Raw genomic sequence first — 21,096 nt, 5'->3', positions numbered from 1 at the left:
TACAGAATGAGCAAATTAACATACATGAAAAAGATCGCGAAGGCGGCGTTAGGGTTAATGCTGATGGCAGGTACCGCGTTCGCGCAAAAACAAACGCTTGATAAGGTTGCGGCCGTAGTAGGCAACAGCCCCATACTACAATCAGACATTGAACTGCAATACGCACGTTACCAGGCCGAGGGCGGCACACCTAACCCTGACATTAAATGCCAGATAATGCAAACCCTGATAAGCCAGAAACTACTTGGCCAGCAAGCTGTTATTGACAGCGTGCAGGTAAAGGACGAGGAGGTTGACAACGAGGTTGACCGCCGTATGCGCGGCATGATACAGCGTGCAGGTGGCCAGGAGCGGCTGGAAGGCTTTTTGGGCCGCTCGGTAATTCAATATAAGGATGAGATACGCGATGACCTGCATGAGCAACTGGTTGCCCAGCGCATGCGCGAAAAGATCATCGAAAAACTGAATGTTACCCCACAGGAAGTGAAGGAGTTTTTTGAGAAGATACCAAAGGACAGCCTGCCTACCATTAACAAAGAGGTTGAGGTTGGCGAGATTGTTTTTCAACCAAAACTTACTAAAGAAGAAAAAGCCGTTTACAAACAAAAGGCCGAAGACCTGCGTGCCCGTGTAAAAAAAGGTGAGGATTTTGCTTCGCTTGCCCGTTTATACTCACAGGATGGTTCGGCTGCTGAAGGCGGTGACCTGGGTTTTGCAGACCGTAACACTTACGTAAAGGAATTTGCCGCCTATGCCTTTAAGCTGAAAGCAGGTGAAATATCGCCGGTATTTGAAACTGACTTCGGTTTTCACTTTTTACAGGTGATAGAGCGCCGGGGCGAACAGGTACATGTGCGCCACATTTTAATTGTACCAGTGCCTACTGAAGCCAGCCTTAGCAGGGCAAATCATATGGCCGATAGTATTTATACCGTGATGAAAAAGAACAAAGCTATTGACTTTTCGAGCGCAGCGGCTTACTATTCAGACAATAAAGAAACCAAATATAACGGTGGTATGATGCTGAACCTGGAGGACGTACAATCACGCAGTACGCTTATCCCTACTGATAAGCTTGACCCGCAGGTTGCCCTTGTAATTGACACCATGAAAGTAGGCGAATTTTCAAAACCTCAGCTACTGACCGAAAAGGATGGCAAAAAGGATTACAAGATACTTTACCTAAAATCAGTAACAGATGCGCATAAGGCCAGCATTGAAAAGGATTTTCCTAAATTGAAGGAGCAGGCCTACAATGCAAAAATGAGCCGCATGATAAGCGAGTGGTTTGAGCGTAAACGCAAGGAAACATACATCCGCATTGATGAGCAAAATGCCGCCTGCCCTCAGTTAAAAGGCTGGGCAAGCACTACAACCGCGCAAGCTAACTAACTATATGCAATACGGATCAGACGTTGAGGCAGCCGACGCGCTAAGCCAGGCCTACAAAAAACTGCGTGCCGAGATTGGCAAGGTTATTATTGGGCATGACGAGGTGATCAAATATGTGCTGGTATCTATTTTCAGCAACGGGCATTGCCTGTTGGTTGGAGTACCCGGCCTTGCCAAAACATTACTGGTACAAACCGTAGCGCAAGCCTTGCAGCTCGATTTTAAACGCATACAGTTCACGCCCGACCTAATGCCCTCGGACATTATAGGGGCGGAGATATTGGGCGAAGACCGTAATTTCAAATTCATTCACGGGCCGGTGTTCTCGAACATTATTTTGGCCGATGAGATAAACCGTACGCCACCTAAAACACAGGCGGCATTGCTTGAGGCCATGCAGGAAAAAGCGGTTACCGCCGCAGGCATTACCCATAAACTGGCACAACCATTTTTTGTATTGGCCACGCAAAACCCGATTGAACAGGAGGGCACTTACCCGCTGCCCGAAGCGCAACTTGACAGGTTTATGTTTAATGTTACCCTAAACTACCCAACCTTTGCCGAGGAATTGCAGGTGGTTAAAAACACCACCGGCACAACTAAAAGCGAGGTTAACCATGTACTTAATGCGCAGCAGATAGTATACTTTCAGCAATTGGTGCGTAACATTCCGGTGGCTGATAACGTGCTGGAATATGCCGTAAAGCTGGTAGCCAAAACACGCCCTAACGGCGAGTTTACCACCCCGCAAATAAAACGTTTGCTTAACTGGGGCGCAGGGCCGCGTGCATCGCAGTTTTTGGTACTGGGCGCTAAATGCCATGCGGTTATTAACGGTAAATACTCGCCGGATATTGAGGATGTACAGGCCATTGCCAAACCCATCCTTAGCCACCGCATAGTGCGCAGCTACCATGCCGAAGCCGAAGGCCTTACTAATGACGATATTATTCAGCAGCTTTTTTAAGCTTTAAAACTGATAACATGCAAAAGGCGATATCCTGATAAGATGTCGCCTTTTGTTTAACACATAAAAAAGCGGATGAATACCACCCGGTACCCATCCGCTTCACTATATAATCACTATTTAAATACGGTTATTGATCGTTATTGTCGTCATTATCATCTGCCGACTGATCATTGTTTGATTCCGGTACGCCAACTACCTTGTACACTTTTTTATCATTGGCATCACGGTCTTCTTTATAATAAACACCCATCTGGTCAATATAAAGCTTTTCGCCGTTAAGCGTTACTTTACGTGTATCGGCAGGTAGTTCAACCACAATATCGCCTACTAACGGCAGTTGTTCGCTATAGCCTTCATCGGTGTTCAACTCACCATCCTTACCTGCTATCTGGTATGTGGTGGTACCATCATCCTTAGTTACCGGCTGGTAGTAAACGCCATTCAGCTCATAATACTGATTGCCGTTTATAACGATGGATTGTGCTTTTTCAGGAACCTCCTTTATTTCGGCACCTACCGGCGGCTCTACTACGGTATACTGATCATCAGTGCTTTGTTGGTAGTATAAGCCATCGCTATAATAGTATTGCGCATTGTTCCAGTAAAACGGATAGTAACCAAAAGGCAACACACCTATGCTAAAGCCGATATGAGGCATGTAGTATGATGAATAAAACCCGCGGTAAGGATAATAAAAACCACGGCCACCATAGTATCCGCGGCCATAATAACCACGACCGCCGTAGTAACGGTTGCCATAGTAGCGGTTACCATAATAACGGTTGCTATAATAGCCTCGTCCGTTATATGGCGGGCGACTGCCAACCCGGTTACCGTAATTATTAAACCTTCCGTTTTGATTGTTATAACGTCCGTTTGATGATATTACACCACGATTATCAGGCCTGCTGAAGCCGCCTGATACGCTTGGACGTGTACCTGGTGACGACATCCGCGGCCCCTGGTTTGAACTGCCGAATGACGGCCTTGAACCGCCGCCGCCAAATGACGGGCGTGAGCCACCGGAACTCATTGAGGGGCGAGACATACCACCGCCAAATGAAGGGCGGGAAACGCCTACGCTGCCACCACCTCTTGATCCTCCGCCACCACCGCCACCGCGAGAACCGCGCTGTGCATCGGCACTAAATACTGTGAACGAGCAAAGCAGCCCGCTCAAAGCAACATAAAGCAAATTTCTATATGACCTTTTCATCTTTTAAAGATATTGTTGACTAACAGCTTCGCTGTTATTGTATAATACAGACTAATAAATAATTAAACGGTTTAATGCAGCTTAAATTATTTAACAACCTATAACACTAACCCGGCAGCCATACAATTATAACATACTGACAAGTAAAACCTTATAAGGCAAGCTGATGTTTACAGTATGATTATAAACCATTTTAAATTATGAATGCTAACAGTAATGATTTGAATGACCGGGATGGGCATTTAAATAAGGATGATGAAAGCGCGACCAGATTTAACAGCGATGCGCAAAAACATGCTATTGAAGCCATGGAAGAGGACGAAGCTGCGCGGGTAAAACCTGCCAGCAAGGAAAAAGAAGAAGACCCAATAGACTCGTACGGCCTGTAATTACATTTCTTCGGCAATAAACAGTTGCGGCAAATCAAACTGCAGGCTCATAAAGCCATCGTGTGTAGTTTTAAAGCCACCATTACCTATTGCCTCGAGCCCGCCGGTATGCAACTCGTTAGGGTGCGATAGCAACCTGATAACCTGCCCGGCGGGTTTCCATTTACTAAAGCCGCTTTGTACGGCATAAATGCGCTGCCCGCCGCTCAGCAGCACAAGGTTGATCTTATCAGCAAAAAATATAAAATCCTTTAGCTGTATTTCATCCGCTACAATGTTTACCGCCGGATAGCCATGCGTAACTAAAAATTTAAGGGCCGCTACAGCCATATCATCTGTCCCGGCAGGCATGAGTTTAACGTCTGATTGCAGGTCAACATTCGCGTCATCCGTTATCAGCCAATCTATTTTTATACCAAAGGCATTGAGCTGCTCGGCAGTATCTGACGTGGCAATAACGGTGGGGCTCCACTCCAGCAACTGGCCCAGCAACTCATCCGAAAAATTGTTCAATCCCAGCACCAGCAGGGCCGGTTCCTGTTTTTCGCGTACTACATGGTGTGACGACATGTTTGCTTTTTTTATATAACTACTGTAAATAAAAGCTGTTTACGGGTTTTAAAGATAAGCAGAAAGCGAAGTATGAAGCATATCGATCAGCTCCGGGTCGCCAAACTGATAATCATCAGGTATATCAAGTACTACTATTTGTTTGTCAGCCATATTAAAACGCTGCGTGAGCAATGACCGGTGCTTTCGCTCCATCACAAATATCGTATCAGCCCAATCTATCATTTTTTGATTGATCCGGATACGCGCCTTATCGCTTGTACCTGCAGACCGTGCCGAATGCAGATGGTGGTTTTTGAACAAATGCTCTGCCGTGGGGCTGCGCCACTGGTTTTTACTACAGATAAATAACAGGTTGGCCAACTTACTTCTCTTTACCAAAAACTATTAAAACTGACTTAAGCTGCCTTATAGATTCTTAAAGCCGCAAGCACTATTGCACTGATAATAGATAGCGTGAATATTATACTCCCTTGTTTTCTGTCAGCATCCTTGTACATATACACCCGCTCACCATTAGGCAATGTTTTTTTTGAATAACGAAGTACCCAGCCAATAAAAATACCTATAAAGCTAAAAACCAATACCATAACATATCCGGCTATAATAAAGAGAGTGGTATTGTGCTCAGGCTTTTTAAGCGCCTGGATATGAACTTGCTTCGCTTCTGATACTTGCTGGTCAGTAATGTTTACATCCCGCTCAATCAAAATCCTTCTTGCCAGTAACTGATCAAAGTTACTCCACTCGTCGGTTTTGATAACCACGTCCATCAATTCCGCGTCCGTAAAGGCAAACAAGTAATGATCGCTATTTACCTGAGCAATGTTGTCTGCTTCAGCTTCATTCAAAACTTTGTTAGCCTGGTCAAAATCAGCCGGACTTATTTTAATCAAATACTCCCTGTCAAGTTCATCATTATTATTAAAATATGGTTTAAATGACAAGGCATCTTCTTCAACCTGATAGGATATACCGTTGCTTTTTAGCAAAACCACCAGATCTTCGGCCAGTGCCGGATCATTAAATTTTTTAAAGGTTACAAATTCTTTCATGCGGTATTCAATCTTTTACTTGCTTTTCGCTGCCATATAATCCAGGGTTAAATTACACAAGGCCTTTACGCCGAGGGTAAAACCGCTTTCGTCAATAAAAAAATCGGGGGTATGGTGGGGTGGCGCGGTAAGCGAATTGCCGCCTTTGGGCATTCCCCCTAAAAAGAAGAAGATGCCGGGTACCTTTTCCTGGTAAAAGCTAAAATCTTCGGCACCGGTAACGGGTGGCACCTGCAATACCTTATCCTTACCCGCGGTGGCTTGTAGGGTAGGCAGCATTTTGGCGGTAAGCGCCGGGTCGTTATACGTTACGGGGTAGTGGTTGCTGTAGGGTATCTTTACATCGGCGGTGGCGTTGTAGGCTTCGGCAGTTTTTTCGGCGATCTGCTTTACGCGGGTGGTGATCAGCTTTTCATCCGCATCGGTAAAAAAGCGCAGGGTGCCCTGCATCTCCACCGCTTCGGGGATTATGTTGAACCTGGTACCGCCCTTAATTGCACCAATGGTTACTACCGCCGGGTTTTGCGTTACGTTTACATTACGGCTCACAATGGTTTGCAGCCCGCTGATGATCTGTGCCGAAACTACCACCGGGTCCACACTTTGCCAGGGATAAGCCCCGTGCGATGATTTGCCTTTTACGGTGATCATCATATCATTAACACCGGCCATGGTACCGCCGGGGCGACAGGTTATCGTACCCACCTCTAAACTGGAGTTAATGTGCAGCCCGAATATAGCATCTACCTTTGGGTTGGTAAGTACGCCCTGCTTCACCATTTCTTCAGCACCGCCTTTTTCGCCATAAGGCGCGCCCTCTTCGGCGGGTTGAAAGATGAATTTAACCGTTCCGGCCAGATCCTTTTTCATGCCCGAAAGCACCTCGGCCACCGTCATCAATATCGCCATATGCGAATCGTGCCCGCAAGCATGCATGGTACCTACATCCTGCCCGTTATAGGTAGTTTTTATTTTGGATGCGAAGGGAAGATTAACACGCTCGGTAACCGGCAGGCCATCCATATCGGCACGCAGGGCTACCACAGGGCCGGGTTTGCCGCCTTTTAGTATGCCTACCACGCCTGTTGTGGCAATACCTGTTTTAACCTCAATGCCGAGGCTTTGCAAGTGTTTGGCAATTATGCCTGATGTGCGTACCTCACGATTTCCCAGTTCAGGATTTTGATGAAAATCACGCCGCCAGGCAACAAGTTTGGCCTGCAAGGCATCGGCCTTTGCGGCGGCTGTTGCTTTAAGTTTGGTGTTTTGAGCCGATGCGGCTAATGAAAACAGGGAGAAAGCAATAAGGCAAAACTTTTTCATGCATGAATGTTTTGCCTTAAAGATAATATTTATGCTGTATACTACTTGAAGTTGAGTAGATCAACAATAAAAATTAACGGAGCATTTGACGGAATTGTTCCCTTACCGCTACTGCCATAAGCCAATCCTGATGGAATGAGCAGCAAAATACGGCCGCCTGAATTTATGCGGGGTATACCCAACTGCCAGCCTTTTATAAAACCAATAAGCGGGTAGGTGGTATTTCCTTTATCGAATTGTGTGCCATTCAGCAATTTACCGGTATAATTAATGCTAATGGTTGAGTTAACATTAGGGTAAGCACCGGTTCCTGCTTTTAGTATTTCATAATAAATGCCGTTTTCGTCCTTTGTAGCGTTAATTTTTGCGCTGGTGGTTGTATCGTTATAGGTTTTAATGTAAGCCTGAATAGCCTGATCATCTTTCTCGGCTTGTTTTGAAGTGTCTTTATCTCCATCCTTTTTACAAGCTGTAAAAGCCATCATCACTATCGCTAAAGCGCCAAATACGTATTTCAATCTGTTCATATATCTTTTTTTACAACTAACGCAGTTTTGCGGCAAAACGCTACAGGGCCATATTAAATTGTGGTGGCTATACTTAGTTCCTTCATTTGCTCAAGAGCGATGGTTGATGGTGAATCGATCATCACATCACGGCCCGAGTTGTTTTTAGGAAAGGCGATCACATCGCGGATAGAATCCAAACCGGCGAATATAGAACACAACCTGTCAAACCCGAAGGCGATACCACCATGCGGAGGGGCGCCATATTCAAATGCATCCAGCAAAAAGCCGAATTGCTTTTGCGCTTCCTCGGCCGAAAAGCCCAGGTGCTTGAACATCAGCGATTGTAATGTTTTTTCGTGGATACGGATGGAGCCGCCGCCTATCTCGGTACCGTTTATCACAAGGTCATACGCGTTGGCGCGTACGTTGCCCGGTTCGGTATCCAGCAGGGCTATATCTTCCGGTTTTGGCGAGGTGAACGGGTGGTGCATGGCGTGGTAGCGGCCATTTTCCTCATCCCACTCCAGCAGCGGGAAATCAACCACCCACAGCGGCGCAAATTTGTCCTTATCGCGTAAACCTAAACGGCCGCCTATCTCTAAACGGAGCTCGTTCAATTGTTTACGTACCTTATCGGCAGGGCCTGCAAGCACCAGCATTAAATCGCCTGCTTCGGCCTCAAAAGCGGCTGCCCAGTTAGTCAGCTCATCTTCATTGTAAAACTTATCAACTGATGATTTTAAGGTACCATCAGTATTGTAACGGCAGTACACCAGGCCGGTAGCGCCAATTTGCGGGCGTTTTAACCAATCTGTCAGTTCATCAACCTGTTTACGGGTATAGCCTGCGCAGCCTTTGGCATTAATGCCAACCACCAGCTCGGCGTTATCAAAAATGGCGAAGTTTTTACCCTTAACTACGTCATTCAATTCAACAAATTGCATCCCGAAACGCAGGTCGGGTTTATCTGATCCGTACAGGCGCATAGCATCTGCATACTGCATACGCGGGAAAGTATCTAAGTTGATATCCTTTACCACGCTGAACAGATGGCGTGTAAGGCCTTCAAAAATGTTCAATATATCTTCCTGCTCCACAAAAGAAAGTTCGCAGTCTATCTGTGTAAATTCCGGCTGACGGTCGGCACGCAAGTCCTCATCACGAAAACATTTTACGATCTGGAAATAACGATCGAAACCGCTCACCATCAGCAATTGCTTAAAGGTTTGCGGTGATTGCGGCAGGGCGTAAAACTCGCCCGGGTTCATGCGGCTTGGTACCACAAAATCACGTGCGCCTTCCGGGGTCGATTTAATCAGCACCGGTGTTTCAACCTCCATAAAACCTTTTGCATCCAGGTATTTACGTACCTCCTGCCCCATACGGTGGCGCAGCATCAGGTTTTGGCGTATAGGGTTACGGCGCAAATCGAGGTAGCGGTATTTGGCACGCAGCTCCTCTCCGCCATCGGTTTCATCCTCAATTAAAAACGGAGGTATCTTGGCGGCATTCAATATCTCCAGTTCCTCAACGCCAATTTCAATATCACCGGTAGGTATTTTAGGGTTTTTGCTGGTACGCTCAAGCACCTTACCGCTTACCTTTATCACAAACTCGCGACCCAGGCTACGCGCTTTTTCACGCAAATCGGCATCGGTATCAACATTGAGCACCAACTGGGTTAAACCAAAACGATCGCGCACATCAATAAAGGTTGTGCCGCCCAGATCGCGTGATTTTTGCACCCAGCCGCACAGGGTTACTGATTGACCCAAGTGATTGATATTTAATTCGCCGCAAGTGTGTGTCCTAAGCATTGTACGTATTTGTTTAAAGTGAGCAAAAGTACATTTTTGCCCCGAAAGCCAAAAGGTTTTTCAGTATCCAAACAATATAGCGCCTGCGCGTTAGGGCACCTTACCGGGCATAACGTATAATCCATATCATTAAAAACAGGTTATCGGTAAAAAAATATCCTTAAAACTTCCAAATCAGCGAAATTCTGACTACGTTTGAATTTTTTGTTGTTGTAGCTTACATTAATTTTTACCCTGAAAGATCAATGTTACGCGTAGACAGCACCAAGCCCTGCAAAATTATTTATGCCATTGCCAGGCATGAGTATTTGGGCTATGTTATTGAGCCGCACATTGTTCAGCTTAACCCCAACGGCGAGTTCTCGCTTACCCACCAACGCCTTTTCAGCAATACCGCGCAGGAGTTCAATCAGTGTATTGATGAAACCGACCTGAAGCTGATAAAGCTTTTGGAGGAAATGGAGCAGGGTAACATTATAAAACGTTACTATAAAAAGCCGATTCGCCCCTTCGAGTTTTTTGCCAAGATATTTAACGAGCAGTTTTTTGATACCATTCGCCCTAAAATTGAAAAACGGATGGCCGAAGCGCTTAACCTGCTGCGCAGCAAAAATATTTTCCTGATGAGCAAGGAGGGTTACCCGGCTGAAAAGGAACTGCATATAGCGGGCGAACCGGCATCGGTACTGTTCCATTTCAGGCGGGATGATACCGAGATACGCTATTTCCCGACCATCAAATTTCAGGGTATGCGCATCGAGTTCATGTTCAAAAATGCCGAGATAATTTGCAACCACCCGGCCTGGATGCTGCTGGACGATACCCTGTATTACTTTGATAAGGATATTGAAGGCAAAAAACTGCAGCCTTTTTTAAATAAGCGCTACATCGCTATTCCGCGCGCTTCGGAGCAATCATACTTTGAGCGTTTTGTGGCCCCGCTTATTGAAAAACAAAATGTATATGCCGAAGGCTTCACCATTAATACCGAAAAGTATGATGCCCGCCCCGTGCTTAAACCTATTTATGTAGAGGCAGGCACATCGCAACTGCAATTATATTTTAAATATGCGGGTTATGTTTTTCCTTACGGAGATGGCAGGCACGTATCGGTTCGTATCGAGAAGAATGGCGATGATTATATTTTTCATCGTATAAAGCGCTCAACCACCTGGGAGCGTAATAAAATGGCGCTGCTTGAAGCCCGGGGGTTAAAAACAGCTTCGTCATTATTTCAAAACCTGGAGGTGGCACATGGAGATGATGATGCCGATCAATCTTTTTCCGTATTTGAGTGGCTCAACCAATATCATGATGAGCTTACTGCCGAAGGCTTTGAAATAGAGCAACCGGAGGGACAAAAACGCTACATCTTCGGCAATACCAAAATAGACCTTGAAATAAAGGAGAACAACGATTGGTTTGATATTAATGCCGTGGTATATTTTGGCTCGTACCGCATACCGTTTATCGAACTAAAAAACCACATACTTAATCATAAGCGCGAGTTTGTATTACCATCGGGCGAAATTGCGGTAATACCTGAAAAATGGTTTTCGCAATATGGCAACTTGCTGCACTTTAGCGAGGGCGGCGAGGACCTGAAACTGCGCCGCCATCACCTCGGCCTGGTAAGTGAGCTTGCCGACGGTGAAATGGCCGGACTGGCCATGACGCGGAAGCTGCAACGATTAAATGATTTTGAGGCATTGGAAGATGTGCCTATGCCCGCTGATTTTGCCGGTGTATTGCGCCCGTACCAAAAGGCGGGGTACAACTGGTTCCATTTTTTAAAGGATTTTCATTTTGGCGGCTGCCTGGCTGATGATATGGGCCTGGGTAAAACCATACAAACGCTGGCATTGCTGCAAAAGCATAAAGAAGATACCGAAGCCGAAGGCGGGCACAGCACATCGCTGTTGATTATGCCTACCTCGCTGGTTTATAACTGGCTTAACGAGGCGCGTAAATTCGCACCACGGTTAAGGCTGATGGTACATACGGGCACTTTACGCTATAAATCGCCGGAGGTGTTCAAAAATTACGATGTGATCGTAACCACTTATGGTATTAGTCGTATAGATATTGAGCTGTTCAAGAGCTACTTTTTTGATTACATTATATTGGATGAAAGCCAGAACATCAAAAACCCGTCATCAAAATCGTACCAGGCGGTTAAGCAGCTAAAATCTCGTTTCAGGCTGATATTGAGCGGCACACCGGTTGAAAATTCGGTTAATGATTTGTGGACGCAAATGTCATTCATCAACCCCGGTTTGTTAGGCACACAACAGTTTTTTCAGAATGAGTTTGTTACGCCGATAGAGAAGAAGAAGGATGAGGAGAAAGCCCGCCGGTTGCAGGCGCTGATAAAGCCCTTTGTTATGCGCCGCACCAAGGAGCAGGTAGCCACCGAGCTGCCGCCTAAAACCGAAAACCTGTTTTATTGCCAGATGAGTGAAGAGCAGGCCGAGGTGTACGAAAAAATAAAATCAGAATACCGTAATGAACTACTCAAAAGCATTGAGGATGGTACTTATGCCAAGCAGCAGATTCAGGTACTGCAGGGGCTGATCAAATTACGACAGATCGCCAATCACCCGATCATGATCGACCAGGACTATGAAGGCGATTCGGGTAAGTTTGAGAACGTGGTACATACGCTGGCAAACGTGTTGGATGGCGGGCACAAGGTGCTCATCTTCTCACAATTTGTTAAACAGTTAGCACTATACCGCGAGCACCTGGAAAAGCAGGGAGTACCGCATGTATATCTCGATGGCAGCACCCAAAACCGCGGCGACGTGGTTAAACGCTTTCAGGAGGATGAAAAAACACGCGTATTTCTGATCTCTATAAAAGCAGGTGGCGTAGGCCTCAACCTCACCCAGGCCGACTATGTGTTCATCCTTGACCCATGGTGGAACCCGGCTGTTGAACAGCAGGCTATTGACCGTACGCACCGCATCGGCCAAACCAAAAATGTATTCATCTATAAATTCATCACCAAGGATACCGTTGAAGAGAAGATACTGGCCTTGCAAAACCGCAAGCTGAGCGTTGCTCGCTCGCTCATCACTACTGAGGAAAGCTTTATCAAATCCCTTTCGGCTGATGATATTAAGGAAATACTGGGCTAAACGGCATCACCGCGCTTGCGGAGGTAAAACCAGGCCAGCACCCAAAGGCATATCAGGCCAGCAATAAATCCGCCCAAAACATCAGTAAACCAATGCGCGCCCAAATAAATGCGCGAGAACGGAATGGTGAATATAAGTACCAGTGATATTGCGATTGTTGCAATGCGTAACGCCTGCGGCAACGAGCGCCTGGTAAACATTACCACTATCATAAAGCCAAAAAACACCACATAAAACTGCGTATGCCCGCTCGGGAAACTTTGCTGAACAGTTTTTTCAATAACCTGTACAATATCTGCCGATGGCCGCGCCCGGTTAACCGCTGCTTTAATAATGGTACTTACTAATGCTGAGAGTAAGGTAAGCATAGTAAACAGTGCTTCCTTTTTGTACCTGAAGGCTAAAAACGTAACCGCTATTATGGCTGCCATAGTAACCGATATCCAGGCATAGCCCGGGTAGCTTACCAGCTTCATCAATACGTCGAGCATGGGCATCCGGTTTTCCTGCACTTCTTCAGAGAATTCAAGATCGATATTATTATCAGGAAAATAAGCTACGAAAACGGAGAGCAGGATAAAGCCTGTAACCAGGCCAATAAGTGTAAATGTAAGTATGCGTTGACGGCGCTGCTGCATAGTGTAAGTTTGGTCAAAGTGCAAAAAAAATGTCAGATACCTCGCGTATCTGACATTTTCTAATTAACTATTAACTGACCTCAATATTAAACGAATACTGAGTAAACAAATTTATAGTTGATAAAAGCGAGCTGATCAAGATGCAAAACACCATGATGGCCCCGTTTTATCAACTGTAATAATAACGGCGCATGTTGGCATTTGTTTTATGGAGAGCCTAATATTATACAATTTTTTTGTTACAAAACCTATTGTTATTTTTTTGAAATAGTAATTCGTATACTTTCTAAATAGTATTTTGCGGTTGTAAGGCCGCTAAAGCAAAGTTTTCAGTAACGACATTTGCTTGCAGCATTACCCTCAAACTAAACACATTATGAATGTTGAAATTTTAGCCCGCATTCAATTCGCGTTCACTATAGCATTCCATTATATCTATCCGCCGTTAAGTATTGGCCTCGGGTTGATCATGACCATTATGGAAGGCCTTTATATAAAAACCGGCCGAAAGTTATATGAGCAGATGGCCCGCTTTTATGTGCGAATTTTCGCACTCATATTTGGTATAGGCGTGGCTACGGGCATTGTTATGGAGTTTGAATTTGGCACCAACTGGGCAGTGTACTCCAAATATGTAGGCGATGTTTTTGGCAGCGCACTGGCCGCGGAGGGTATTTTCGCTTTCGCGCTGGAGTCGGGCTTTTTGGGCATATTATTATTTGGCTGGAACAAGGTGCGCCCCGGCGTCCATTTTTTTTCGACGGTGATGGTAACCTTGGGTTCCATGTTCTCCGCCGTGTGGATAGTGGTAGCCAACTCCTGGCAGCAAACTCCGGCAGGCTACCATATTGTAGGCACCGGCCTTAATGCACGTGCCGAGATAACCGATTTTTGGGCGATGGTGTTCAACCCATCATCAGTAACACGGCTTACCCACGTTTGGATAGGTTCATTTTTAGCAGGAGCTTTTTTGGTTTTAAGCATCAGCGCATTTTACCTGCTGCGTAACCGCCATGCGCATTTTGCCCGCATATCATTCAAAATAGCCCTGGCTGTGGCTACCTTTTTTTCGTTAGCGCAGCTTGTGGTAGGCCACAGCTCTGCCGAGGTAGTAGCCGAATATCAACCCGCCAAACTGGCCGCCCTTGAAGGTCATTACGATGGCACTAAAGCTGCCGATATGTACCTGTTTGGCTATGTAGACCAAAAAAATAATCAAACCAAAGGCATTGCCATACCCGGCGGACTAAGCTTTTTAACCAAAGGCGATTTTAAAACCCCGGTAACCGGCCTCAACAATTTTAAACCCGGGGACAGGCCCGGCGCGGTGAATTTCGTTTTTCAAACTTACCACCTCATGGTAGCCATCGGCATGTTTTTGATAGCGCTTACCCTTTATGCTTCTTTTTTGTGGTGGCGGGGCACCTTGTTTCAAAAACGGTGGCTGCTGTATATATTCTCCTTTTCGGTACTGCTGCCGCAAATAGCTAACCAGGTAGGCTGGTACAGCGCCGAGGTTGGCCGGCAGCCCTGGGTGGTATACGGCTTGCTGCGCACCTCAAAGGCGCTATCTCAGGCGGTAAGCGCCGGGCAGATATTGTTCTCGCTGATATTGTTTACGGTAGTATATGTGATATTGTTCATCCTGTTCATCTACCTGCTGAATAAAAAAATAAAGCACGGGCCGTATGATAATCATAATATTGACCATAGTCCGCGGCACATTGAAATGGCCGATTCACTTTAACCCTTTACCAACATGGCGACGTTTATAGGCATTGATTATCAAACCTGGTGGTTCCTGCTGATAGGGGCTGTATTTACCGGCTACATTATTCTGGATGGTTTTGACCTTGGCGCGGGGGCCCTCCACCTTTTTTTTAATAAAGAGGAAAGCCGCCGCATAGCCCTCAATGCCATTGGCCCCGTGTGGGATGGCAACGAAGTTTGGATAGTGATTGGTGGCGGGGCGCTGTTCGCCGGTTTCCCCGAAGTTTATGCTACCATGCTTTCGGCATTTTACATACCCTTTATGTTGTTTTTGGTGGCCATTATTTTCAGGGCTATCTCCATTGAGTTCAGGAGCAAGGAGCCAATGGCCTGGTGGCGCAAGATGTGGGATATAAGCTACTCTATATCAAGCGCGCTGATCGCTTTTTTATTAGGCGTAATTTTAGGCAACGTAACCCAGGGCATCAATATGGGTGCCGACCATGTTTTTCGTGGTAGCTTTACCGAGTTTTTAAACCCCTATGCCCTGCTTACCGGTGTTACCACACTGGCTTTGCTAATGATGCACGGCTCCATTTACCTGGTCATGAAAACCGAGAACCGCCTGTATGCCAAGCTTACGGTTATGGTGCGCAACACCACTATCTTCTTCGTAATTATGATACTGCTTACCTCATTTTATACCTTGCTGTACCTGCCACACATGGCCGCGGTAATACGCCGTTACCCCGAGCTGTTTTTTGTGCCGGTACTGATGGTGCTGGCAATAGCTAATATTACCCGGCAGATCACCAAACGCAAATACATGTTCGCCTTTATATCATCAGCCGTAACCATAAGTTTGCTGATGGTGTTGGTAGCCATGGAGCTTTACCCCAACATGCTGCTATCCAAACAGGATGCCGCCTATAACCTGACCGTATATAATGCCGCGTCATCACAAAAAACATTAGGCATTATGCTCACCGTAGCCGCCATTGGCGTACCGCTGGTAGCGGGTTACACCACCTTTGTTTTCATGACGTTTAAAGGCAAAGTGGAGTTGGATGAGATGAGTTATTGAGGCTCTCCCATATTTTTTGACAATCAGCCAATATCAAAACCATTATCTTTAGTCACTTGAAAAAAACATCTCATGACTAAAAGGATACTGGAGGTTTGCGCGTTCACTGTACAATCGTGCATTATTGCCGAGCGTGCCGGGGCCATGCGGGTTGAGCTTTGCGATAACCCGATTGAGGGCGGTACTACACCCAGCTATGGTACCATCAAGCAGGCCCGCGAAAGTGTGAATATTGATATTTATCCTATTATAAGGCCACGTTCGGGCAATTATTATTACAGCGATGAGGAATATGCCATCATCAAAAAGGATATAGAACTTTGTCGCGAGTTGGGTTGTAACGGCATATCGGTAGGCACGCAAACCATTGGTGCCGAAATTGATACTGAATGGCTTAAACGTATTGTAGAATGGGCCGGCCCTATGGGTGTTACCTGTAACCGCGCGTTTGATGGCTCGCCCGACCCTTTTAAGGCACTTGAAGATATCATTGCCTGCGGCTGCGAGCGGGTGCTCACCTCGGGGCAGGCCAGCGCGGCGCCGGATGCCGGGGCGTTGCTGGGTAAACTGGTTGAACAGGCTGCAGGGCGCATTATCATTATGCCCGGGGCGGGAGTAAAATCAACTAACCTGCAAAGGCTGATCGAGCAAAGCAACGCCACCGAGTATCATTCATCGGCACGTATAATAGCTAAAAATCCGCTTACCTATATCAACACACAAGTTAGTGATTACGGCAATGTATATATTGCCAGCGAAACGGAAGTTGCCCGAATGGTAGCTATTTTGAATAATTAATTTTTTGATCTATATATTACGATATGGGAAAGCTGATCGACGATTTTAACGACTATCGTACCAAAATGAACGACCGTATTATGGATACGGCCAATACCAACATTAAACGCTTTTTCGCGCTTGATACCACTACCTATGCCGATGGCGCGCTTGATGTAAAAACAAAGGAAATGCTGGGCCTGGTAGCCTCAATGGTTTTACGTTGCGATGATTGTATAAAATATCACCTGGGCAAATGCTTTGAGGCGGGCGTAAAACACGATGAGATGAACGAGATATTTATGATAGCTAACCTGGTGGGCGGCTCCATTGTGATACCGCACTATCGCCGCGCGGTTGAATATTGGGACGAACTGAATGAAACTCCTGCTTAATAAAATATAGTGGCCGACAGCAAAACCACATCGCGCGTTTGGGCAATGTTCAGGCAAAACAAGCTTGCCGCGGGTGGCCTTGCATTTATTTTGCTGAGCATTATTACGGCCACTTTAGGGTATTTAATTATGCCTGATGATACGCCGCTGGCCAACAACATGTCGGTACAATTGAGCGTGAAGCACCCCGGGGCAAGTTTTAAGCTGCTGCGTATTAAAAAAGCTGAACGGGTTGATACGGTAAACATTGTCAGCAAGATGCTTTTAGGCCAGCCCGATGCTTACCGGGATGTGCCTATAACATCTTATCACTTTAAAGCAGATTCTATTTATGTAGATGAATATATTGGTGACGAGGATGCGCCCGAAAAACACGCTTATAATATTTTTGAAGTATTCAGCGGTCAAAAACCCATTTACAAAAACGGCCACATAATCTTTATCCGGCCAAATGGCAAAAAATTGCAGGTAAGCGCGGGCGGGGCTGCTTACAAACGCGTAGCCGATGAAATTACTAAAGCGCAAATAGTTACCCGTACCTATCTGTTAGGCAGCGATATTTACGGGCGGGATATATTGAGCCGCGTAATACTTGGGGCAAGGGTATCGTTAGCTGTTGGCTTTTTAGCGGTACTGATCAGCCTGCTTATCGGGGTTTGCATAGGCGCCGCGGCAGGCTATTTTGGCGGCTGGGTTGATGCCGTGTTAAGCTGGCTGATGAACATACTATGGTCATTACCGGCATTGCTGCTGGTTATTGCCATATCCTTCGCGCTGGGCAAGGGGCTTTGGCAAATATTTGTAGCGGTAGGCCTGTCCATGTGGGTGGAGGTAGCGCGGCTGGTGCGTGGGCAGGTGCTTGCCGTTAAAAGATCGGAATATATTGAGGCAGCCCAGGCGCTTGGCTTTTCACACCTGCGTATCATAACGCGTCATATTTTACCTAACATATCAGGACCGGTGCTGGTTATAGCGGCATCCAACTTCGCTTCGGCTATATTACTTGAGTCAGGCTTGAGCTTTTTGGGTTTTGGAGCACAACCACCCATGCCTACCTGGGGTGGTATGATCAAAGAACATTACGGCTATATTGTGATGGATGCGGCATACCTGGCCATTATTCCGGGCGTGGCCATTATGCTCACGGTATTCGCTTTTAACCTGCTTACAACCGGCCTTCGTGATGCTTTTGATATTAAATCACAGAATATCCGCATATAACACATATATTTTTCTATTTTAGCCTTACACCGTTCGTGCAAACATATGCCGCCAAACGAAACAAACTCCGGCGAAGATGAGCTGATCCGTTTACTGTTGAAAAGACAATCGGAGCTCAACTCGTTATTAGAGCTTACCAGGGCAATAAATAAAAACATAGCCACCCCGGTACTTATTCAGATGCTGGAAGTAATTTGCCGAAATTATTTGCAGATAGGTAAACTACGCTTTTTAATAGCCGAAGGCAATAACTACATCTGCATATCAAAATATGGCGGCCATATTGAACCTACCGGCGAATTGTACAAGGCTTGTAAACATCTTAAAAAAATAAAAGAACCCGCCGCACTCGAGGGTTCTGACCACCCCATACTTTCAAACTACGATTACTTTATACCCATCTACCAAAAAAATAAGGCTATCGCGTATGCCCTGATCGGCGATTTTAACTCGCCCGATGACATGGTAAGCAATGACCTTAACTTTATGCAAACCATAATTAACGTGGTGTTGGTAGCGCTTGAAAATAAAAAGCTTTTCAGGGAGCGGCTGGAGTCTGAACGCTTTCAGCGTGAAATGGAACTTGCTGCCGAAATGCAAAGTATGCTGATACCGGTGCAGGTTTATACCGACCCGAGTATTGAACTGAGTGCCCGCTACCTCCCGCACCAAAATGTTGGCGGCGATTATTTTGATTTTGTACAGGTTAATGATCATGAATACCTCTGGTGTATTGCCGATGTATCGGGCAAGGGCATATCTGCCGCGTTGCTGATGGCTAACTTTCAGGCAAGCCTCCGCGCCTGGGTATCTGTTGAGGATGATCTGGCAACTATTGTGGAGCGGCTCAACAAAATTGTTTTACGAAACACCAAGGGCGAAAAATTCATCACCCTTTTTATTGCCATTTACAACCATACCACCCGCAAGCTTAATTACGTTAATGCCGGGCACAACCCCGCAATTTTATACTCAAACGGTGAGGCCATGGCTTTAAAGCGCGGCACAACCATTATTGGCGCGTTTGATGAATTACCCTTTATAAATTCCGAAGAACTAAATATTGAGCCGGGCACCTTAATATTTAACTATACCGATGGCTTGCTTGACCGCGAACCTGATGCCTCAAAAATATGGAACGAGGACCGCCTGATGACCTGCGTAAAAAAGAATGGCAAACTATCTGCCGAGAAATTTAACCAGGCCATACTTCACCATATTGATCATAACGTAAAGGCTAAACCGATAGATGACATTACAGTGCTGACACTGAAGTTTAAGTAATATCAATCGCCTTCCAACTAAAAAGATACACTTACCCAGCCCAGCCTTCCCTGTCCAAACTTCTGAAATGTATGGCTTCGGCCAGATGCGCTAACTCAATGTCTTCACTTCCGGCTAAGTCGGCAATAGTGCGGGCTACTTTTAATATACGGTCATATGCCCTTGCGGAGAGGCCCAGCTTTTCCATCGCCTTTTTTAGCAACGCTTGCCCGGCGGCATTTATTTTACAAATATCGCGTACCATTTGGGGGCTCATTTGCGCGTTGGCATGCAAATCCGGTTTGCTGCCAAAGCGTTCTATCTGCTTATCGCGGGCTTTTATAACTCGTTCGCGTATATGCTCACTTTTTTCGGCCAGGCGGTCGGATGCCAATTCGCTGAAGTTTACCGGTGTGACCTCAACGTGCAGGTCTATCCTGTCCAGCAACGGGCCCGATATTTTGCTCATGTACTTCTGCACCGTTCCGGGCGGGCAAACACATTCCTTTTCGGGGTGATTGTAATAGCCACAGGGGCAGGGGTTCATGCTGGCTATCAGCATAAAGCTCGATGGATAATCAACCGTGAACTTGGCGCGCGATATGGTGATGCGGCGCTCCTCCAAAGGCTGACGCATTACCTCTAAAACACTACGCTTAAATTCAGGCAATTCATCCAGAAACAAAACGCCATTATGTGCCAGCGATATTTCGCCGGGCTGCGGATTGCCGCCACCGCCCACTAAAGCCACATCGCTCACCGTATGGTGCGGCGAGCGGAACGGCCTGATGGTTACCAACGCATCCGCTGCTGAAAGTTTACCCGCTACTGAGTGGATCTTGGTGGTTTCCAATGACTCATGCAGGGTTAAGGGCGGCAGTATAGATGGTAGCCTTTTAGCCAGCATGGTTTTACCCGCTCCCGGCGGACCGATCAGTATCACATTATGGCCACCGGCGGCGGCTATCTCGAGGGCGCGTTTAATGTTTTCCTGCCCTCGTACGTCGCTAAAGTCGCTGTCGTAGTTGCTAAGGCTATCGTAAAACTCTTCGCGGGTATTCACCACCTCGCGCTTTAGTGGCTCATCGCCGTTGAAGAAATTGGCTACCTCCTTTATATTTTCTACACCGTAAACCTCCAGTTCGTTTACAATGGCTGCCTCACGGGCGTTTTGCTTAGGGAGTATAAAGCCTTTAAAACCCTCCTTACGTGCCTGTATGGCAATAGGCAAAGCACCTTTTATTGGCTGCAAACCACCATCGAGCGATAGCTCACCCATAATGAGGTATTTGTCCAGTTCCTCGGTTTCTATCTGGCCCGAGGCAGCTAATACAGCAGTAGCAATGGTGAGGTCATACGCCGAACCTTCTTTACGGATATCAGCCGGGGCCATGTTTACCACTACCTGCTGGCGGGGCATTTTGTAGCCGCAATTCTTTAATGCCGATTCGATGCGGTAATAGCTTTCTTTAACCGCGTTATCGGGCAGGCCCACAATAAAATATTTTGTACCCGGTGCAATGTTCACCTCAACGGTGATAGTGATGGCCTGAATACCATATACCGAGCTGCCGAAAGTTTTAACCAACACGTATTATTAAGATTTTAGGTATGCAAATATATATAA

General features: G+C 46.3%; 19 protein-coding genes. 10 read left to right on the top strand and 9 right to left on the bottom strand.

Annotated elements, in window-relative coordinates; genetic code table 11:
- Positions 1–24 precede the first annotated feature (24 nt).
- Both LJ707_RS18915 and LJ707_RS18910 read left to right on the top strand, forming a co-directional pair.
- A complete protein-coding gene (locus LJ707_RS18915) occupies positions 25–1,392 on the top strand; it encodes a peptidylprolyl isomerase (RefSeq protein WP_228954016.1) in 1,368 nt (455 codons plus the stop codon).
- A 4-nt stretch (positions 1,393–1,396) separates the two neighbouring features.
- Positions 1,397–2,359 (top strand): MoxR family ATPase, encoded by a 963-nt coding sequence (locus tag LJ707_RS18910; protein WP_228954014.1) that lies wholly within the window; start codon positions 1,397–1,399, stop codon positions 2,357–2,359.
- Positions 2,360–2,489: 130 nt separating this feature from the next.
- On the opposite strand, the gene LJ707_RS18905 is transcribed toward LJ707_RS18910, so the two are convergent.
- Positions 2,490–3,578 carry a DUF6515 family protein gene (locus LJ707_RS18905; protein ID WP_228954012.1) on the bottom strand — a complete coding sequence of 363 codons (1,089 nt, stop codon included), beginning with the start codon at positions 3,576–3,578 and terminating at the stop codon, positions 2,490–2,492.
- Between the two features lie 200 nt (positions 3,579–3,778).
- Here LJ707_RS18905 and LJ707_RS18900 point away from each other — a divergent pair, with 200 nt between their 5' ends.
- Positions 3,779–3,967: a hypothetical protein gene (locus tag LJ707_RS18900; protein ID WP_228954010.1), complete on the top strand. Its 189-nt coding sequence runs from the start codon at positions 3,779–3,781 to the stop codon at positions 3,965–3,967.
- On the opposite strand, the gene LJ707_RS18895 is transcribed toward LJ707_RS18900, so the two are convergent.
- The 6 genes from LJ707_RS18895 to aspS are packed head-to-tail and all read right to left on the bottom strand — an operon-like array spanning position 3,968 to position 9,241.
- Positions 3,968–4,537, bottom strand: a complete 570-nt coding sequence (locus LJ707_RS18895) for a thiamine diphosphokinase (protein WP_228954007.1) — start codon at positions 4,535–4,537, stop codon at positions 3,968–3,970.
- Between the two features lie 48 nt (positions 4,538–4,585).
- On the bottom strand, positions 4,586–4,918 hold the full coding sequence (locus tag LJ707_RS18890) for a low molecular weight protein tyrosine phosphatase family protein (protein ID WP_228954005.1): 333 nt from the start codon (positions 4,916–4,918) through the stop codon (positions 4,586–4,588).
- 17 nt (positions 4,919–4,935) lie between these two features.
- Positions 4,936–5,592, bottom strand: coding sequence for a hypothetical protein (locus tag LJ707_RS18885; protein ID WP_228954003.1), 657 nt, complete (start codon positions 5,590–5,592; stop codon positions 4,936–4,938).
- A gap of 15 nt (positions 5,593–5,607) precedes the next feature.
- Positions 5,608–6,915 carry an amidohydrolase gene (locus LJ707_RS18880; RefSeq protein ID WP_228954001.1) on the bottom strand — a complete coding sequence of 436 codons (1,308 nt, stop codon included), beginning with the start codon at positions 6,913–6,915 and terminating at the stop codon, positions 5,608–5,610.
- A gap of 41 nt (positions 6,916–6,956) precedes the next feature.
- Positions 6,957–7,442: an FKBP-type peptidyl-prolyl cis-trans isomerase gene (locus LJ707_RS18875; protein WP_228953999.1), complete on the bottom strand. Its 486-nt coding sequence runs from the start codon at positions 7,440–7,442 to the stop codon at positions 6,957–6,959.
- Positions 7,443–7,495: 53 nt separating this feature from the next.
- Positions 7,496–9,241 (bottom strand): aspartate--tRNA ligase, encoded by a 1,746-nt coding sequence (gene aspS / locus LJ707_RS18870; RefSeq protein WP_228953998.1) that lies wholly within the window; start codon positions 9,239–9,241, stop codon positions 7,496–7,498.
- Positions 9,242–9,486: 245 nt separating this feature from the next.
- Here aspS and LJ707_RS18865 point away from each other — a divergent pair, with 245 nt between their 5' ends.
- Complete coding sequence (locus LJ707_RS18865; RefSeq protein WP_228953997.1) at positions 9,487–12,381, top strand: DEAD/DEAH box helicase; 2,895 nt, start codon at positions 9,487–9,489, stop codon at positions 12,379–12,381.
- Here the strand turns inward: LJ707_RS18865 and LJ707_RS18860 are convergent.
- A complete protein-coding gene (locus LJ707_RS18860; protein ID WP_228953996.1) occupies positions 12,378–13,019 on the bottom strand; it encodes a phosphatase PAP2 family protein in 642 nt (213 codons plus the stop codon). The genes LJ707_RS18865 and LJ707_RS18860 overlap by 4 nt on opposite strands.
- Positions 13,020–13,395: 376 nt before the next feature.
- Between LJ707_RS18860 and LJ707_RS18855 the strand changes: the two genes are divergently transcribed.
- The 6 genes from LJ707_RS18855 to LJ707_RS18830 all read left to right on the top strand — a co-directional run bounded on the left by LJ707_RS18855 (position 13,396) and on the right by LJ707_RS18830 (position 19,490).
- Positions 13,396–14,766 carry a cytochrome ubiquinol oxidase subunit I gene (locus LJ707_RS18855; protein WP_228953995.1) on the top strand — a complete coding sequence of 457 codons (1,371 nt, stop codon included), beginning with the start codon at positions 13,396–13,398 and terminating at the stop codon, positions 14,764–14,766.
- A 12-nt stretch (positions 14,767–14,778) separates the two neighbouring features.
- Positions 14,779–15,813, top strand: coding sequence for a cytochrome d ubiquinol oxidase subunit II (gene cydB, locus LJ707_RS18850; RefSeq protein ID WP_228953993.1), 1,035 nt, complete (start codon positions 14,779–14,781; stop codon positions 15,811–15,813).
- A 72-nt stretch (positions 15,814–15,885) separates the two neighbouring features.
- Entirely contained in the window at positions 15,886–16,611 is a 726-nt protein-coding gene (locus tag LJ707_RS18845) for a copper homeostasis protein CutC (protein ID WP_228953991.1), read from the top strand.
- Between the two features lie 23 nt (positions 16,612–16,634).
- Positions 16,635–16,985 (top strand): carboxymuconolactone decarboxylase family protein, encoded by a 351-nt coding sequence (locus LJ707_RS18840; RefSeq protein ID WP_228953989.1) that lies wholly within the window; start codon positions 16,635–16,637, stop codon positions 16,983–16,985.
- Positions 16,986–16,994: 9 nt separating this feature from the next.
- Positions 16,995–18,206, top strand: coding sequence for an ABC transporter permease (locus tag LJ707_RS18835; RefSeq protein WP_228953987.1), 1,212 nt, complete (start codon positions 16,995–16,997; stop codon positions 18,204–18,206).
- A 45-nt stretch (positions 18,207–18,251) separates the two neighbouring features.
- Positions 18,252–19,490 (top strand): PP2C family protein-serine/threonine phosphatase, encoded by a 1,239-nt coding sequence (locus LJ707_RS18830; RefSeq protein ID WP_228953985.1) that lies wholly within the window; start codon positions 18,252–18,254, stop codon positions 19,488–19,490.
- A gap of 31 nt (positions 19,491–19,521) precedes the next feature.
- On the opposite strand, the gene LJ707_RS18825 is transcribed toward LJ707_RS18830, so the two are convergent.
- A complete protein-coding gene (locus LJ707_RS18825) occupies positions 19,522–21,060 on the bottom strand; it encodes a YifB family Mg chelatase-like AAA ATPase (RefSeq protein ID WP_228953982.1) in 1,539 nt (512 codons plus the stop codon).
- Positions 21,061–21,096: the final 36 nt, after the last annotated feature.

Origin of the sequence: Mucilaginibacter sp. UR6-1, from assembly GCF_020880975.1 — a bacterium.
In the GTDB taxonomy this organism is placed as follows: Bacteria; Bacteroidota; Bacteroidia; order Sphingobacteriales; family Sphingobacteriaceae; genus Mucilaginibacter.
Note: the sequence above shows the minus strand (reverse complement) of the source record. Positions and strands in the feature narration are given on the sequence as shown.

Excerpts from the sequence above, each read along its gene's own strand:
- LJ707_RS18915 (WP_228954016.1), top strand. The coding sequence starts at position 25 with ATGAAAAAGATCGCGAAGGCGGCGTTAGGGTTAATGCTGATGGCAGGT.
- LJ707_RS18910 (WP_228954014.1), top strand. The coding sequence starts at position 1,397 with ATGCAATACGGATCAGACGTTGAGGCAGCCGACGCGCTAAGCCAGGCC.
- LJ707_RS18905 (WP_228954012.1), bottom strand. The coding sequence starts at position 3,578 with ATGAAAAGGTCATATAGAAATTTGCTTTATGTTGCTTTGAGCGGGCTG.
- LJ707_RS18900 (WP_228954010.1), top strand. The coding sequence starts at position 3,779 with ATGAATGCTAACAGTAATGATTTGAATGACCGGGATGGGCATTTAAAT.
- LJ707_RS18895 (WP_228954007.1), bottom strand. The coding sequence starts at position 4,537 with ATGTCGTCACACCATGTAGTACGCGAAAAACAGGAACCGGCCCTGCTG.
- LJ707_RS18885 (WP_228954003.1), bottom strand. The coding sequence starts at position 5,592 with ATGAAAGAATTTGTAACCTTTAAAAAATTTAATGATCCGGCACTGGCC.
- LJ707_RS18880 (WP_228954001.1), bottom strand. The coding sequence starts at position 6,915 with ATGAAAAAGTTTTGCCTTATTGCTTTCTCCCTGTTTTCATTAGCCGCA.
- LJ707_RS18875 (WP_228953999.1), bottom strand. The coding sequence starts at position 7,442 with ATGAACAGATTGAAATACGTATTTGGCGCTTTAGCGATAGTGATGATG.
- aspS (WP_228953998.1), bottom strand. The coding sequence starts at position 9,241 with ATGCTTAGGACACACACTTGCGGCGAATTAAATATCAATCACTTGGGT.
- LJ707_RS18865 (WP_228953997.1), top strand. The coding sequence starts at position 9,487 with ATGTTACGCGTAGACAGCACCAAGCCCTGCAAAATTATTTATGCCATT.
- LJ707_RS18860 (WP_228953996.1), bottom strand. The coding sequence starts at position 13,019 with ATGCAGCAGCGCCGTCAACGCATACTTACATTTACACTTATTGGCCTG.
- LJ707_RS18855 (WP_228953995.1), top strand. The coding sequence starts at position 13,396 with ATGAATGTTGAAATTTTAGCCCGCATTCAATTCGCGTTCACTATAGCA.
- cydB (WP_228953993.1), top strand. The coding sequence starts at position 14,779 with ATGGCGACGTTTATAGGCATTGATTATCAAACCTGGTGGTTCCTGCTG.
- LJ707_RS18845 (WP_228953991.1), top strand. The coding sequence starts at position 15,886 with ATGACTAAAAGGATACTGGAGGTTTGCGCGTTCACTGTACAATCGTGC.
- LJ707_RS18840 (WP_228953989.1), top strand. The coding sequence starts at position 16,635 with ATGGGAAAGCTGATCGACGATTTTAACGACTATCGTACCAAAATGAAC.
- LJ707_RS18830 (WP_228953985.1), top strand. The coding sequence starts at position 18,252 with ATGCCGCCAAACGAAACAAACTCCGGCGAAGATGAGCTGATCCGTTTA.